Source organism: Rathayibacter tritici (assembly GCF_001641005.1).
In the GTDB taxonomy this organism is placed as follows: Bacteria; Actinomycetota; Actinomycetes; order Actinomycetales; family Microbacteriaceae; genus Rathayibacter; species Rathayibacter tritici.
In genome coordinates this window covers 678,496-693,816 of the sequence record NZ_CP015515.1, presented here as the reverse complement: position 1 = coordinate 693,816, position 15,321 = coordinate 678,496, and the positions used below count along the sequence as shown (strand labels likewise).

The window sequence follows — 15,321 nt, the reverse complement described above, 5'->3', positions numbered from 1 at the left end:
ACAGTCACGACCTCCCCATCTCGGTGATGGCGCGCGAACGTGAGAGATCGCTGTCGAGCCCGTTCCGACGCTCGACAAGCGCACGGTCTATTCGCCTGATTCCGTCGATGATCGCCTCGGAGGGCCCGGCCAGCGAGAGACGCACGTGCACACCGACTTCTGGTCCGAACGCGTCTCCAGGGACAACGGCTACCCGAGCGGTCTCCAGTAGCCAGTGCGCACATTCCGTCGAACTACTGAAGCCGACCTCCTCCACGTCCGGATACAAATAAAATCCTCCCTCGGGCAGTGGACAACGGACTCCCGGAATCCGGTTCAGACGATTGACGGCATCGAATTGCCGCCGCGCGTACTCCTCTCGCATGGCCTCGATCTCATGCTGCGGCCCCTCAAGAGCCGCAACGCCGCCGACCTGCACGAAAGTGCCTGCGCTCCCGACGGAATGCTGATGGGCTTTCACCACCTCCGCTATAACGGCTTCGGGCCCAGCAACGTAGCCCAGTCTCCATCCCGTCATCGCAAAGGTCTTTGAGAAACCATTCACAGTCAGCACTCGGTCGGCGTAGCCGGAAACCGATGCCGCACTCACATGCTCGTGCGGTTCGAACACGAGCCGCTCATAGATCTCATCCACGATGACGAGGAGATCGTGTCGCCGCGCAAACGACCCGATCGTCTCCACTTCCTCCCTGGTCAAGACGTGCCCTGTCGGGTTGTTCGGCGTGTTGACGAGCAGCACCCGAGAACGGGGAGTCACCACCTTCTCGAGGGCATCCGATGTCAGCCGATACTCTGTCGCCTTGTCGAGCGGCAGAAAGACGGGTACGCCGTTAAGAAGTCGAACCATCGACGCATAGCTGACCCAGCTGGGCGTCGGTATGATCACCTCGTCTCCCGGATCGATGAGCGCCATCAGAGAGACGAACAGGGCGTGTTTTGCCGAGGGCGTGACGATGATCTCCGAATCGGCACGCACGATGACACCGTTGTCGTCCGCCAACTTCCGAGAAATCGCGGTCAGGAGGTCTGGGAGTCCACGACTGGGTGCATAGTGCGTTCGCGCTTCCCGCAGTGCTTCGATAGCAGCGCTCACGACGTGAGTCGGGCTGTCGAAGCTTGGCTCACCGGCACCGAGGTCGATCACAGAGATGCCCTGAGCACGAAGCGCGTTCACGCGCTCCATCAGCGCGATGGTCGGTGACTCCGGGATCCGGTGGAAGCGTGAGGCCGTGCGGGCATTCATTTCTGGCGTCCTCTTCCCAGCGCTTCCGAGACCGTCGAGATCGATGCCGACCGACGGATCACGCGAATGGCGGCATTATGCATGTCGTCGCTATCGGCTGCGGTCGCGTCTTCAAGAACTTGCACTTGGAAGCCTCTATCGTGACCATCCTTCGCCGCGGCGAGAACGACCATATCCGTCGCGACACCAGCAAGAAGGAGCGTCTTCACGGCGAGCGACCTCAGTAGGACCTCAAGAGCGGTTCCGTAGAAGGGACTGATGCGATGCTTCACAACGACGGGTTCTGAGCGGATGTTGGCCACCCTGTCGTGCAAGCGCGTTCCCCAACTCCCGAGCAGCAACCGCTCATCCGCTCGGGCGCCACTGAAAACAGGTGATTCGCTTGGCCACTCCGGATACCCCTCGGAGAAGCCCACTACCACGTGGATGACAGGGATGTTCAGCTCTCGCGCTCGTGCGAGGCCAGCAGCGGCGTTCTCAAGCACCTCCCGGGCGCTGACCTGGTCGGCGTAGCCCTCGCGGCCGTACTTTCCGTCCTCATGCACGATCTCGTTAATGAAATCGAGCATCAGAAGTGCACGCGAGCCCATCCACTCACCCCATTTCGCCGCAGCCGAACCGAACGCCGATACTCGACCACGAGAGGCAGCCGAATCCAAGCACTATGAGAACCGGGCATGGTGTTGTTCCTCAGCCTCATACTCTGCCGACATCGGCCGCGCGTGACATATCGTCATCAAGAGAGTCGGCACGTGCGTCTGCTCTTGTGCGTGAGCGAAGGGGACTGCGTGAGCGACGAGGGAGGAAGTGTGGCACAGCATTCAGCCGCGCCGATGGCGCCGCCCTTTCGAGTGGTCATTGTCGGCAGCGGGCCCCGAGGGCTGAGCGTTCTCGAGAGGGTCGCGGCTCGGGCGCTCATCGACCCGCCAGAAGGTCGGATCGAGATCGACCTCATCGACTCCGTAGCCGTAGGGACGGGTCGCGTGTGGAAAGTCGATCAGCCGAAGTGCTTCTTGATGAACACGCCGGCTGGCGAAGTCTCGGCGTTTTCGGGTCGACCCGATGGTGGCCCGCCACGCCCCGGTGCCGGGCCGTCCCTCGCCGAATGGCTGGACCTCTCTCAACCAGGAGCATCGCACGACCTCACGTACGCTCCGCGCGCAGCCCACGGCGAGTACATGCAGTTCGTTCTCACGGCGATCGAGAGGCACTTACCAGACACCGTCGGGCTGCGACGCCTAAAGGACGAGGTGACCGACCTCGAATCCTGTGGTTCGGGGTACGCCGTCTCCCTGAGGAGCGGAACGCGACTTCGAGCGGATCGAGTCGTGTTGACGACGGGACACGGTCGTCCTACTCCGACCGGCGATCATCGGACTTACTCCGCCTACGCAGACACCCGCACTCCCGTGAGATATTTTCGCGGGGACTCCCCTGCTGACATGCCGCTGGCCAGCATCCCGCCCGGCTCCACGGTCGGCGTCATCGGTCTGGGCCTGACCTTTTACGACGTCATGGCGGCACTCACGGAGGGGCGAGGTGGCCGGTTCCACGTCACCGACGACGGAAGCTACGACTACATTCCGAGTGGCGACGAACCCGTACTTGTGGCTGGTTCGCGGAGTTCTCTGCCCGTCCTCGGACGCGGAAAGAACCAGAAGGACGCCGACTTCCGATACAGTCCGCGGCTCTTCCGCCCGGAGAAGGTCCTGTCCAGGTCGTCGACGCCGCTCTCCTTCACCAAGGATGTCTGGCCGTGGCTCCACGCCGAAATGCAGCTCGTCTACTACGAAACAGCGATCCGGCGAGACGCGGGGGCAGACGCAGCACGGTCTTTCGTGTCGAGCACGGTCGCAACGCTGGACGTCGACGATACCTCTCGAATCTCCCGATTCGCGGAGCGCTTCGGAATCGCCGACCTTCCGCCCCTCGACCTGGATCTGCTGACACGACCTTTCAGTGGTCGGCAGTTCCCCACTTCCGAGGCCTTCACCTCGGCCCTGACCCGAGTGATCCGGTCAGACATCTCGCACAGCGTGCAGGGGAACGTCGACTCGCCACTGAAAGCGGCACTCGAGGTTCTGCGAGATTCTCGCGCAAGTATTCGAGAGTTGGTAGATTTCGGTGGCCTGACTCCACGTTCCCACCGAGATGAGTTCTTGGCATGGTTCGCTCCTCGCGCATCTTTTCTCGCCGCCGGTCCGCCGGTGCACCGAGTGCGGCAGGTACTCGCGCTCATCGAGGCGGGAAGCCTCACGATCGTGGGGCCGGACGTTCGTGTTCGTGTGAGCAAGGACTCACCGGGTTTCGTCATGGATTCACCTCACGTGTGCAGTCCCCCCTCGCGCGTGTCCATGTTGATCGACGCACGAATTCCGACTCCGAACGTCTCATCAGACACATCGACGCTCACCCGATCGCTCCTCTCGCGCGGCGTGATCACGAGCTTCATCAACTGTGCGGGGAGCGACTCGTTCGATACAGGAGGAGTCGCGGTCTCACGATCGCCTTACCATCCCATCGGGTCGACGGGCTCAGCCGACCGCGGCATCTACGTCCTCGGCATTCCGACCGAACACACTCGGTGGTTCATGCAGGCCGGAAGCAGTCGACCCGGTTTCTGGACGGACTTCGTTCGGGACGCGGACGCCATCGCGGCGGACGTGCTCGGGGCCGCCCTGGCGACGACTACGACATCCGTCAGCACCACGGAATCATCGGTGGGAGATGAACTGCATGCCGCGAACACTGGCTGAGAAGATCTGGGACTCCCACGTCGTTCGGACGAGCGAGGGTGGTGAGAGCCTGCTCTACGTCGATCTCCACCTGCTCCACGAGGTGAACACGCCACAAGCCTTCGATCGGCTACGGAGTGCTGGGCGCCGGGTCCGACGACCGGACTTGACCCTGGGTACAGAGGACCACAACACGCCGACGATGGACATCCGAAGACGCATCGCCGACCCATCGGGGCGTCGTCAATCCGAGTTGATGCGCAGTAATTGCGCGCAGTTCGGAATCCCGCTTCATCGGCTCGGAGACGATCGACAAGGAATCGTCCACGTCATTGCTCCCGAACAAGGGCTGGTTCGTCCCGGAATGACCATCGTCTGCTGCGACTCGCACACAACGACGCTCGGCGCGTTCGGGGCGCTGGCGTTCGGCATCGGTGCAAGCCAGGTGGAGCACGTGCTGGCCACTCAGACATTGCCGATGCGCCCGCTCAAGCACATGGCGGTGAATGTTGACGGCGCGTTGGGCGACGGCGTTTCCGCGAAGGACCTGGTGCTGGCGCTCATCGCACAGATCGGGACTGCCGGTGGTCAAGGTCACTCCATCGAGTATCGGGGAAAGGCGATTGAGCAGATGTCGATGGAGTCCCGCATGACACTCTGCAACATGTCTGTCGAAGCAGGATCTCGAGCGGGACTCATTGCACCGGACGAGACCACCTTCCGCTATCTCCGCTCCCGCGTCGATCTGACCGACGCGCAGTGGACTGCGGAGCGGGAGCATTGGCGAACACTGACAACCGATCCCGGCGCGATCTTCGACGCAGAGGTGAGTATCGACGCCGCGGCGATCACCCCGTTCGTGTCCTGGGGGACGAACCCATCGCAGAGTGTGGCTTTAGACGCCGTCGTTCCGGCACCCGAAGACTTTTCGAGCGAGTCGGAGCGAAGTGCAGCGCGGCAGGCGCTGGACTACATGAAGCTTCGGCCGGGTACTCGACTGCGCGACGTCACCATCGACACGGTGTTCCTCGGGTCGTGCACGAACGGACGGATCGAAGACTTGCGAGCCGCTGCCCGAGTGCTCTCGGGACGCCGCGTCTCCAGCGCTGTCACCATGATCATCGTTGCCGGCTCGGCGTCGGTTCGGCGGCAGGCGGAGACGGAGGGGTTGGCCGACGTCTTCGAGAGGGCGGGTGCGGATTTCCGGGCGGGAGCAGGCTGCTCTCTGTGCGCGGCGTTGAACGAAGATCGACTCGCATCGGGACAGCGTGCCGCTTCGACCACCAATCGAAACTTTGAGGGCCGGCAGGGTAAGGGATCCCGAACACATCTCGTCTCGCCAGCTGTAGCGGCTGCCACTGCGATCATGGGCCGACTGGCGATGCCGAGTGACCTCGGGAAGGCAGGATCACAGTGACGTCGACTCCCTTCATCGTTCACCGCGGGACGGCGGTCCCTCTCCGACGCACCGATGTGGATACCGATCAAATCATCCCCGCTCGATTCTGCACCAGGACAACTCGGGACGGACATGCCGATGCGCTCTTCGCCGACTGGCGCGACACGAGGGATTTCGTCCTCAATGATCCACGGTACTCCTCAGCATCGATCCTGATTGCGGGGCGAGACTTCGGCACTGGGTCGTCACGCGAGTACGCAGTGTGGGCGCTTCAGGACTACGGATTCCGGGTGATCATGGCTCCTCGCTTCGGCGACATCTTCCGAGGAAACGCGCTCGCCGATGGCTTGCTCGCCATCGAACTGAGCGCACACCACATCGAAGCGCTGTGGGATGCCGTCGAAGACGACCCCGATACGACACTTGAGGTGGATCTGGACCGACAATGCGTGAAGGTCGACGGTGACGTCATCCTGTTCGACATCGACGCGGACTCGAGACGTCGCCTCGTGCTGGGCCAGGACCAGATCGACTCCACGCTTCAGCACGAGGACGCGATCTCACAGTTCGAGGAGTCACGGCGAACAGGGCTACCCAACACGCTGGTGTAGTTCTCGGCGGTTCTAGACCGCCAGTGCCTGATCCTGAGAAGCCATGCGAGCGACGCAGGCGAATGCGCTCGTGAGGACTCTCTCCACTTCCGGATGCTCTCGTCCGCGGGCGCTCGATGCCACACGCTGACAATGAGCTTTCGCAGGCAGGAGCTGCATGGCCTGCAACCCCGGGGCGGAGGTCGGTAGAGCAATCCCGGGCAGCAGCGTGATCCCGCGTCCCATCGCGACCAGAGTCAGCAGCGTCGACAGGTCATCGACACGCAACTCGACAGAGGACGTCCCGCCCTGACGGCGCAGGAACTCCACCGTCTCGTCCTCGCTCGTCCCACCGACCATCAGGAGCCGCTCGCCGTCGAGATCGCGTACAGTCACGAAGGGTCGCGCTGCAAGGCGATGACGGGCTGGTACGACGACGTGGATCGCGTCTGACACTAGAAGGTCTGCGGTCTCGCCGAGCCCGGCGAGGGTGGCGATGCCGACGTCCACCACGCTGTCCCTCAGCCACTCCTCGACCTGAGCGCAGGGTCCTACGCGGATGTCGAGACGGATGTCGCGGCGAGGCCGAATCTCTTCGACCAGCCGTGGCAGGAGGCGCCGAGAGAAACTCCGGCTCACTCCGATCCGGAACGGGCGCGGCTCGGTGGAGGTGACGGATCCGATACTCGCGATCTCCTGGGCGTACTGCACGATCAGTCGCGCTCTCTCGAGCACGTCGCGCCCGGACGACGTCAGTGTCGCTCTGCCGTATTCGCGGTCCAACAGGACGAGCCCCAGCTCTCCCTCCAACGCGGCGATCGAACGGCTGATGGCCGACTGGGTGACACCCATGATGCGAGCAGCTGCGGTGAAGGTCCCCTCGTCGACGACGGAGATGAGTGCAACGCACTGAGAGAGCTTCACGGTGCCTCAGCTACTGATCGCGCCCGGGCTACGGAGCGCGCCCGGCGAGGACCCTCCCCCCGGCTGATCACCGCTGCCCAGGGAGCGTGATCGAGCTGCTCGACAGGGTCCGCCGAGTGACCTCGTCCGCTCCCGGCAGGGGCTGCGAGGTGGGGAGCTGCAATGCGTGGCGCTGCGCCCACAGCGATGGTCTTCGTCACGATATCCAGCTTCCACAGCTCCGAGAGGAATACGAGCGGGTCTCCGATCTCGATCTCGCGGCGATCCTTCCGCGTCGGCGGGCCGCGAGGCCGTTGTCCTCTAACCGCGCACGAGATCCGTCACTGCCGCCCCACTCCACCGGTCGCCGTTCCGGAATGTGCCCCTCCGCACGCGGGCTGCCCGGATGCGGAACGCCGCCGTAGCCGGGCGAGGCACCTGGTGAAGAGACGATGTCGAGAAGACAGGAGGTTTGCTCATGAGAGTTTTGTAGCAGGTCACGGAGTAGCCGTCAATGTCGTCGCGCGGCCTGAGGCTGGTCGACACGCCGTGCTGCGGCCATCACGACAGCGCGGGATGGTCGCGGCAGGGAACCTCCTCCGTCGCGCCGCCGCACGGCACCGAGGCCGCTCGTCTGCGGCCTGCGTCGCGAACGACAACGGGGCCCGGTCCGACGACCGAGCCCCTCAGGAAGCGGCACGAGCCGCGTCACCGCGTCGTCAGTTCAGCGAACCCTCGACGGTCTCTTCGAAGGAGGTGGTGTTACCTGCACCGTACTTGTAGATCGAGACCGAAGCCTCGCTGGTGTCACCGTTGTCGTCAAACGAGATCGGACCGGACAGGCCGTCGTAGTCGACGTCCTCGCCGTCGGCAATCAGCGTCGCGCAGTCCGCGAAGCTGGTGCACGTCGTGCCACCCTCGGAGACCGACTTGAGATTGTCGCGGATCGTCGCACCATCGGTTGCCTTGCCCTGGAGCGAGGCGAGCGCGGTGAGGACGGTTGCGTCGTACGACTCGGGCGCGTAGCTGAACACGCTCAGCGCGTCATTGCCCTGCGACTCGACGAGCGACTGCAGGGTGGACTGGAAGTCGTCGGACGCCTGGACGCCGGGGTTGGTGAACTGCGCGCCGGCGATGTCGACGTTGGTGTCGGATTCGCCGATGACGCCGTAGTTGCCGTCGGTTCCGTACAGCTTCGAGAAGTCGAAGCCCTTGGCCGAGAGCTGCTCGGCGATGGTCTTGATCTCATCGAACGAGATGACGACCAGAGCGTCGGGGTTCGGAGCGAGGACCGAGGTCAGCGCCGAGTTGAAGTCGGTCGACGCGGGCTCGAAGATCTCCTCGGCCGCGACGGCCGCGCCGCCCGCCTCGAGGGTCTCCTTGATGTTCTTCTCGAGGCCAGTGCCGTACGCGTCATTCATGTACAGGATCGAGACGTTGGTCTTGCCGTCGCCGAGGATCTTGTTGCCGAGGATGCGCCCCTGAAGCACGTCCGAGGGAGCGGTGCGCCAGTAGTAGCCATCGTCGTCGTAGGTAGTGAAGTCCGGCGAGGTGTTGGCCGGCGAGATCTGGACGACGCCCGCCTGGGTCACTTGGTCGATGAAGGTCTTCGAGACGCCCGAGGACGCCGCGCCGATGATCGCCGAGACGTTGTCGGCGATCAGCGAGGTCGCGGACTGGGTCGCGATGTCGGTCGTGGTGTCGCCCGAGTCCTTCTGCTCCGCCTCGATCGTGATGCCGGCCTTGGCGGCGTTGATGTCGACAACAGCCTGGTCGACGCCCGCGATCTCGGGCGGGCCGAGGACGGCAAGAGTGCCGGTCTGCGGGAGGATCGTGCCGATCTTCAGGGACAGGTCGCCCGAACCGCTGTCGCCGCCCGATCCGCTGTCGCCACCGCTGGCGCAGCCAGCGAGGACGAGAGCGCTGGCGCCCAGAATGGCGACGCCGCCGAGGGTTGCCCGGAGGGACCGCGCGCGGGCCGAGCCGGCCTTCGCGTAAACGCCCATGTTGCTCCTTGAAAGGTGTGTGTCAGTGGGAGCGGCGCCGGTGGCAACCGCTCGGCCAACCTAACCTTAGAAGCAGCCGTGAACAATACAGGGATGTTACCAATACGTTTCGCGACCGGATCGTTACCTTTCCGCTGTCGCACCGCGTCAGGACGACGCGTTCCGCAGATCAGACAGCGGAACGGCGCCGCCTGCGCTCGGCAGCGACGAGATCGCCTGAGAAGATCGCCAGGGCCGCCCACACCAGCGCGAAGCCGATCCAGCGCTCCAGCGGCATCTCCTCGTGCAGCACGAACGCGCCGACCAGGAATTGCAGGAACGGCGTCAGATACTGCACGAAACCGACGATCGAGAGCGGCAGCCGGCGGGCGGCGCCGGCGAACAGGAGCAGCGGGACGGCCGTGACGACGCCGGCGGAGGCGAGGATCAGCGCATGCCCGGTCCCCTCGGTCGTCAGGGTGAGCCCGACCGTGGATCCGACCACGATGAGTTGGACGATGGCGAGCGGAGTCAGCCAGAGGGTCTCGAGCGTCAGGCCGCCGACGGCATCCACCGTGCCGCCCACCCGGCTCTTCACCAGGCCGTAGAAGCCGAAAGAGAAGGCGAGGGCGAGGGAGATCCAGGGGAATGATCCGTAGCCCACCGCAATGACGAGCACGGCCACCGCGCTGACGCCCATTGCAACCCACTGCAACGGACGGAGGCGCTCGCGCAGCACCAGCACGCCCAACAGCACCGTCACCAGCGGATTCATGAAGTAGCCCAGCGCCGCCTCGATCACGTGGCCTGTGGTCGTGGCAATCACGTAGACCTGCCAGTTGATGTAGATCAGCACGCCGGCGATCGCCATCACTCCGAGCATGCGGGGGCGGCGCACCACAGCGCCGAAGGAGCGCCAGCCGCGGAGCACCGTGAGCAGGATCGCACAGAAGACGAGCGAGAAGAGCACGCGGAAGGCGACGATCTCGAACGGGGACGCCGGCGCCATCGCAATGAAGTACAGGGGCATCGCGCCCCACAGCAGGTAGGCCGAGAAGGCGAAGATCAGGCCGGTGCCGGACATCGGGCTCGAGTCCTTCGTGGCCGCAGGCGCCTCCACTGCCTCGCCGACGGGCGCACCCGTGGTCGACGAGGCGGACTCGGCAGTGGGGTGGGAGCTGGACACTCCCCCGATGCTACGCAGGCACAGGGTGGCCGAACGGCGCTGCACCCGTCGGATCAGGCCACTGGTCGCGAGGAGGACCGGGAACGACGCAGAGGCCCGCCGACCGAGGTCGACGGGCCCCTGCGGGGGTGCTGATTAGCGGACGACGACCGCGAGGACGTCGCGGGCGGAGAGGACCAGGAGGTCATCGCCACCGAACTTGACCTCGGTTCCGCCGTACTTGGAGTAGATCACCTTGTCGCCGACGGCGACGTCGAGCGGCACGCGGTTGCCGTTGTCGTCGATGCGACCCGGCCCGACGGCGACGACTTCGCCCTCCTGCGGCTTCTCCTTGGCGGTATCGGGGATGACGAGACCGGAAGCGGTCACCTGCTCCGCCTCGACCTGCTTGATAACGATGCGATCTTCGAGCGGCTTGATGGACACCGACACGGTTGACCTCTTTCTTGACGACGATGTGGGCGGAACGCGGTTCTGGCACACACGCTCCGAGAGTGCTAGATCCATCGTAGGGGCTTCGCTGGCACTCGTGCAATCAGAGTGCCAAGCAGGGCGCCGGATCGGCCACAGGGCGTGGCCTAGCATGGCCGGATGCAACGCGATGAGCTGGTCGAGCTCCTCTCCCCCGAGGGCCTGCGGCTCCTGGGCTCCCTCGACGGCTACCGGTCGGACGACCTGGTGCGGGCCGTCGCCCGCCTGCGCGCGGCCGGCCACTCCCCCGTCCTCGTCTCCGCGGTGCTGACACAGGCGCGGCTGCGGCAGAAGGCGGAGGCGAAGTTCGGCGAGTTCGCCCGCTCCATGCTCTTCACCGATGCCGGGCTGGAGCAGGCGACCCGCCTGCGCGTCGCCGCCCTGCACGCTGGCCGCTTCGTTGCCGCGGGAGCGACGCGCATCGCCGACCTCGGCAGCGGTATCGGCGGCGACGCCCTCGCGATGGCCGCCATCGACCTAGCGGTCACCGCAGTCGAGGCCGACGAGGTGACGGCGACCCTCGCCAGTTTCAATCTCGCCCCGTTCCCCGCAGCGCGGGCCGTGCACGCGACGGCCGAGGCCTTCGACCTCGACGGTTTCGACGCTGTCTACCTCGATCCGGCCCGGCGCACGGCCGGCCATCGCGAGACCCGCCGACTCGAGAATCCGGACGACTACTCCCCCTCGCTGCAGTTCGCGTTCGGCCTCGCCGAGCACCGCCCGGTGGGCGTGAAAGTGGGTCCCGGCTTCGACCGTGAGCGCCTACCCCGCGATGCGGAGGCGCAGTGGGTCTCGGTGGAGGGCGAGCTGGTCGAGACGGGACTGTGGTTCGGCGCACTTGCCCGGCCGGGCGTGGGCCGCTCCGCGCTCCTGCTCGGCTCGGCCGGGTCGGCAGAGCTCACCGCGACCGGCGACAGCGAGGACGAGGAGGTCGGCGAGCTCGGCGGCTACATCCACGAGCCGGACGGCTCCGCCATCCGCGCGCGGCTGCTGGGTGACCTCGCCCGCGCGAGCGGCTCGCGGATGCTCTCACCCGGCATCGCCTACTTGACCGGCGACGAAGCGGCCGTCTCACCCTTTCTCCGCAGCTTCCGCGTCCTCGCCGAGCTGCCCTTGGACGAGCGCACTCTGTCGAAGGAGCTGCGCTCGCGCGGCATCGGCGTGCTCGACATCAAGAAGCGCGGGGTCGACGTCGATCCGGCCCGCTTCCGCAAACGCCTGGGCCTCGCGGGACGGACCAGCGCCGTGCTGATCCTGACGCGGATCGCCGGGCGCCACCGCGCCCTCCTCGCGGAGCGCGTGGAGCGCCCCACCTCCGGTCAGTAGTCGGAGTTCCCGGCGGCGACCGCTACCACGACGAACACGATCGTGATCGCGAGGAAGATCAATGAGAGGACAATGCCGGCGAACCCGGTGATGATCGCGGTCAGCGCGAATCCGCGGGCACCCGGCTCGCGACGGCGTCCGAGGAAGCCGAGTACGACGGCCGGAGCCGACAGCAGGAAACCGAGGCCCCAGGCGAAAATCGTGATGACCAGGCCGACGATGCCCAGGATCATCCCGACCAGGCTCAGCGTGCGCGGGACGACCGGTGCCGGCTCGTACGCGGACGGGTAGCGGGGCGGCGCGTCGGCGGCGGGGCCCGGCGCGGACGGCGGCGGCGAGCCGTAGGCCTGCGGCGCGGAGTCGGCGAGCGGCCGCGCCGCACGCGAGGGCGGAGCGGGCGGGACCGGGGGGATGGGCGGGACCGGGACGGAGCTGTGCGGGTCGTCGGAGCCGGGGCTGGGACGGGTGCTGTCGTCGCTCATGGCGCGAGTCTAGCCAGCGCCCGAGCGAGCGGCGGGGGACGTTCGCCGGATCAGGCGGGCAGGTACCCGCCGTCGCGCAAGTCGCCGACGAAGGCGGTCCAGGCGATCGACGCGATCACAGCAAGGATGAGCGCGAGGTAGCCGAGCACGAAGCCGGCGACGGCCAGGCCTCTGCCCCGCTGGCCGGAGCGCCCGGCCTGGGCGAAACCGACGTGACCCAGCACGATCGCGGCCGGGGCCAGGCCCAGGAGAGCACAGACCAGCGCAGCGATCGCCAGCGCGTTCATCGGCGGCCGGTGGGACGGGAGTCCCGGGTAGGGGTCGGCGGCAGCCGGTGGCGGCGGGGAGGCCGCCGACGGCTCGCCGAGAGGAGGCGGGAACGGCGCGGGCGGCGGTGTGGGCGCGGTGTCGTCGGTCACGGTGTCCTCCTGGCGGTGCTGGTGCCCCCGGGGCCGGTCGATCAGTACCCGGTGGCGGGAATCGTCGCCGCGATCGAGAAGAACACGACGAACGCGATGATGGAGATGATGATGGCGGCGAAGCCAATGATGACGGCAGCGAGAGCGAGGCCACGCCCCTTCTCCCCGGTGCGCTTGATCTGCGACAGGGCGATGAAGCCCAGCACGATACCGACGAGGGAGACGAAGAACGAGGCGATGAAGCCGACGACCGCCAGGATGTTGTAGCGATCGGACGCGGGCGTGTACGGAGTGGTCATGGGATCCCCCAGGGTCAGGAATGAGCGGACGCGGCCCAGAGTGGCAGTGGTGTGCTCCGCCTGTCAAAACGCTGGGACGTTGCTTGCGCAGGTGGGTCACCGCTCAGGCGTGCTCTCAGCGGACCTGGATCTCGGTCACCGGAAGGGTCGAGTCGGCACCGAAGCCGAGCCCCGACGGCGGATGGCCTGCCTCGATCAACTGCGCCGCCAGGGCAGCGATCATCGCTCCGTTGTCGGTGCAGAGCGAGAGCGCCGGGATCCGCAGGGTCACTCCCGCCGCCGCGCAGCGCTCCTCCGCCAGCGCCCGGACCCGCGCGTTGGCGACGACGCCACCGCCGAGCAGGAGGCGCGGCACGCCCCGGTCGCGGCACACGGCGAGCGCCTTCGTGAGCAGGACGTCCGCGACCGCCTCGCGGAAACTCGCCGCGACGTCGGCCACGGGCACCTCCTCCCCCGCGTCCTGGCGCTTCTCGACCCAGCGGGCGACCGCCGTCTTGAGCCCGGAGAACGAGAAGTCGTAGCGATGACGCTCCAGATCCTTCGGCAGGCTGAGCCCGCGGGGGAAGCGGATGGCCCTCGGGTCACCACCGGCCGCGACCCGGTCGATCTGCGGACCGCCCGGGTAGGGCAGGCCAAGCACGCGCGCCACCTTGTCGAAGGCCTCGCCCGCCGCATCGTCGATGGTCTCGCCGAGGAGCTCGACGTCCGAAACCAGATCGCGCACGTGCAGGAGCGAGGTGTGCCCGCCCGAGACCAGCAGCGCGATCGTGGGCACCTCGACCGGGCTGCCCTCGCTCCCATCGGCGCGGAGCACGTCGGCTCCAACATGACCGACGAGATGATTCACCGCGTAGAGCGGCAGACCGAGCGAGACGGCGAGCGCCTTCGCGGCTCCGACGCCGACCATCAGGGCGCCCGAGAGGCCCGGTCCGCTGGTGACCGCGATCGCGTCGAGGTCGGTGAGCGCGACCCCGGCCTCGGCGAGCGCGGCGTGCAGCGCGGGCTCGAGCGCCTCCAGGTGCGCGCGGGCGGCGACCTCCGGCACGACGCCGCCGTAGCGGGCGTGCTCTTCCATCGAGGAGGCGATCGTGTTGGCGAGCAGGGTTGTGCCGCGGACGATGCCGATGCCGGTCTCGTCGCAGCTGGTCTCGATCCCGAGGACGAGGGGTCCGGTGCTCACAGGGTCTCCTGGGTGACGGCGAGGGGCAGGCGCATCACGATCGCGTCCACTCCGTCGGGCTGGTAGTAACCCGGGCGGACGCCGATCTCCTCGAAGGCCTCCGAGCGGTAGAGGGTCTGAGCGGCGGGGTTGTCGGCCCGGACCTCGAGGAAGACCTCGCGGGCACCGCGCTCGCGGGCCGCGTCGAGCAGCGCACGGAGCAGGCGGCGGCCGAGCCCGGTGCGGCGCACGGAGGCGATGACCGCGATGGTCTGCACGTCGCCCTCGTGGGCGCCGACGGGGCAGAGGAGCCCGGCGTAGCCGACCACCTCGCCGTCGCGCTCGGCGACCAGGTACCGCGTGTGGCGGCTCCGGATCTCCTCCGCCATCATCCCGCGCGACCAGGCGTCGCCGGTGAATTCCGACTCCTCGATCGCCATGACGGCGTCGAGGTCGTCCGCCTGCGCTTCGCGGAGTACGGCCTCGCTCATGCGCTCACCCGCTTGGGGCCAGCCGACAGCGTGACGTCCGGCGAGCGGAGGTAGAGGGGCTCGTCGGCGGCGCCGGTGCGGCCTGCCGCGCGCAGCCGAGCGGCGACGACTCCGAGATCGGCGGCCGAGACCGACTCGGCCTCCAGGCGCGGAAGCTCCGGATGCGGGAGGGCGGGCGGCTTGTCCAGCCCGGGACCGGCGAGGCGGACGGGGAGGCCCTGCTCGTCGAGACCGTCGTAGGCACTCCAGTACAGCTCGCGGCGGCGGGCATCGGTCACGACGAGGAACCCGGCGGCGCGACCCTCCCTCAGCGCGGCGAGCGCGATCGCATCGTGCGAGACCACGGGGAGGGTGGGCACACCACGGCCGAGCGCGAAGGCGCGGGCGGCGGCGATCCCGACCCGGAGGCCGGTGAAAGGGCCCGGACCCATGCCGACCGCGACAGCATCGATCTCGCCCGGCGCGACTCCGGCCGCCTCGAGCGCCTCCTGGATCAGGCGGCCGATGACCTCGGCGTGACGCATCGTGTCGACTTCGGTGCGCTCGGAGCGCACCTGGCCCGCGGCGTCGACGACGGCGACGGAGGTTCCGGAGGAGGTGTCGATCGCGAGGAGCACGCGTCCAGGGTACCCG

The 15,321-nt window shown here is 67.1% G+C and carries 16 protein-coding genes; 4 read left to right on the top strand and 12 right to left on the bottom strand.

The genetic code is table 11. The features are described 5' to 3' along the window. Positions 1–4: 4 nt before the first annotated feature. Together A6122_RS03290 and A6122_RS03285 are read right to left on the bottom strand one after the other, a co-directional pair. Positions 5–1,243, bottom strand: a complete 1,239-nt coding sequence (locus A6122_RS03290) for a pyridoxal phosphate-dependent aminotransferase (RefSeq protein ID WP_068251596.1) — start codon at positions 1,241–1,243, stop codon at positions 5–7. Continuing rightward, positions 1,240–1,812 carry a cysteine hydrolase family protein gene (locus A6122_RS03285; RefSeq protein ID WP_167542337.1) on the bottom strand — a complete coding sequence of 191 codons (573 nt, stop codon included), beginning with the start codon at positions 1,810–1,812 and terminating at the stop codon, positions 1,240–1,242. Before A6122_RS03285 ends, A6122_RS03290 begins: the two co-directional genes overlap by 4 nt. Before the next feature lie 219 nt (positions 1,813–2,031). On the opposite strand from A6122_RS03285, the gene A6122_RS03280 reads away from it, so the two are divergent. Genes A6122_RS03280 through leuD form a run of 3 tightly spaced genes read left to right on the top strand, consistent with a single transcriptional unit; the run spans position 2,032 to position 5,988 of the window. Beyond that, positions 2,032–3,999 (top strand): FAD/NAD(P)-binding protein, encoded by a 1,968-nt coding sequence (locus tag A6122_RS03280; protein WP_167542336.1) that lies wholly within the window; start codon positions 2,032–2,034, stop codon positions 3,997–3,999. Next, positions 3,980–5,395: a 3-isopropylmalate dehydratase large subunit gene (leuC, locus tag A6122_RS03275; protein WP_068251588.1), complete on the top strand. Its 1,416-nt coding sequence runs from the start codon at positions 3,980–3,982 to the stop codon at positions 5,393–5,395. The genes A6122_RS03280 and leuC overlap by 20 nt, the downstream gene beginning before the upstream one ends. Continuing rightward, a complete protein-coding gene (gene leuD / locus A6122_RS03270; protein WP_068251584.1) occupies positions 5,392–5,988 on the top strand; it encodes a 3-isopropylmalate dehydratase small subunit in 597 nt (198 codons plus the stop codon). The genes leuC and leuD overlap by 4 nt, the downstream gene beginning before the upstream one ends. Before the next feature lie 12 nt (positions 5,989–6,000). Here the strand turns inward: leuD and A6122_RS03265 are convergent, their stop codons facing one another. From A6122_RS03265 to groES, 4 genes are all read right to left on the bottom strand, one after another. Next, the gene (locus A6122_RS03265; RefSeq protein WP_068251581.1) at positions 6,001–6,891 is read right to left on the bottom strand and encodes a LysR family transcriptional regulator; all 891 of its coding nucleotides are present in this window, start codon (positions 6,889–6,891) and stop codon (positions 6,001–6,003) included. 698 nt (positions 6,892–7,589) lie between these two features. Continuing rightward, positions 7,590–8,876 carry an ABC transporter substrate-binding protein gene (locus tag A6122_RS03260; protein ID WP_068251578.1) on the bottom strand — a complete coding sequence of 429 codons (1,287 nt, stop codon included), beginning with the start codon at positions 8,874–8,876 and terminating at the stop codon, positions 7,590–7,592. Between the two features lie 169 nt (positions 8,877–9,045). Beyond that, complete coding sequence (gene rarD / locus A6122_RS03255) at positions 9,046–9,939, bottom strand: EamA family transporter RarD (protein ID WP_068251576.1); 894 nt, start codon at positions 9,937–9,939, stop codon at positions 9,046–9,048. Positions 9,940–10,176: 237 nt separating this feature from the next. Then, a complete protein-coding gene (groES, locus tag A6122_RS03250) occupies positions 10,177–10,473 on the bottom strand; it encodes a co-chaperone GroES (protein WP_068251574.1) in 297 nt (98 codons plus the stop codon). A 159-nt stretch (positions 10,474–10,632) separates the two neighbouring features. Here groES and A6122_RS03245 point away from each other — a divergent pair, with 159 nt between their 5' ends. Next, on the top strand, positions 10,633–11,838 hold the full coding sequence (locus A6122_RS03245; RefSeq protein ID WP_068251571.1) for a class I SAM-dependent methyltransferase: 1,206 nt from the start codon (positions 10,633–10,635) through the stop codon (positions 11,836–11,838). On the opposite strand, the gene A6122_RS03240 is transcribed toward A6122_RS03245, so the two are convergent. The 6 genes from A6122_RS03240 to tsaB form a co-directional block, all read right to left on the bottom strand. After that, positions 11,832–12,320 (bottom strand): DUF4190 domain-containing protein, encoded by a 489-nt coding sequence (locus A6122_RS03240; protein ID WP_068251568.1) that lies wholly within the window; start codon positions 12,318–12,320, stop codon positions 11,832–11,834. The genes A6122_RS03245 and A6122_RS03240 overlap by 7 nt on opposite strands. Before the next feature lie 50 nt (positions 12,321–12,370). Then, entirely contained in the window at positions 12,371–12,739 is a 369-nt protein-coding gene (locus A6122_RS17100; RefSeq protein ID WP_068251564.1) for a DUF4190 domain-containing protein, read from the bottom strand. Between the two features lie 41 nt (positions 12,740–12,780). Next, the gene (locus tag A6122_RS03230; protein ID WP_068251561.1) at positions 12,781–13,038 is read right to left on the bottom strand and encodes a DUF4190 domain-containing protein; all 258 of its coding nucleotides are present in this window, start codon (positions 13,036–13,038) and stop codon (positions 12,781–12,783) included. 115 nt (positions 13,039–13,153) lie between these two features. Continuing rightward, a complete protein-coding gene (tsaD, locus tag A6122_RS03225; RefSeq protein WP_068251558.1) occupies positions 13,154–14,218 on the bottom strand; it encodes a tRNA (adenosine(37)-N6)-threonylcarbamoyltransferase complex transferase subunit TsaD in 1,065 nt (354 codons plus the stop codon). Beyond that, positions 14,215–14,688, bottom strand: coding sequence for a ribosomal protein S18-alanine N-acetyltransferase (rimI, locus tag A6122_RS03220; protein ID WP_068251555.1), 474 nt, complete (start codon positions 14,686–14,688; stop codon positions 14,215–14,217). The genes tsaD and rimI overlap by 4 nt, the downstream gene beginning before the upstream one ends. Beyond that, complete coding sequence (gene tsaB / locus A6122_RS03215) at positions 14,685–15,305, bottom strand: tRNA (adenosine(37)-N6)-threonylcarbamoyltransferase complex dimerization subunit type 1 TsaB (RefSeq protein ID WP_068251553.1); 621 nt, start codon at positions 15,303–15,305, stop codon at positions 14,685–14,687. Before tsaB ends, rimI begins: the two co-directional genes overlap by 4 nt. Between the last annotated feature and the right edge of the window lie 16 nt (positions 15,306–15,321).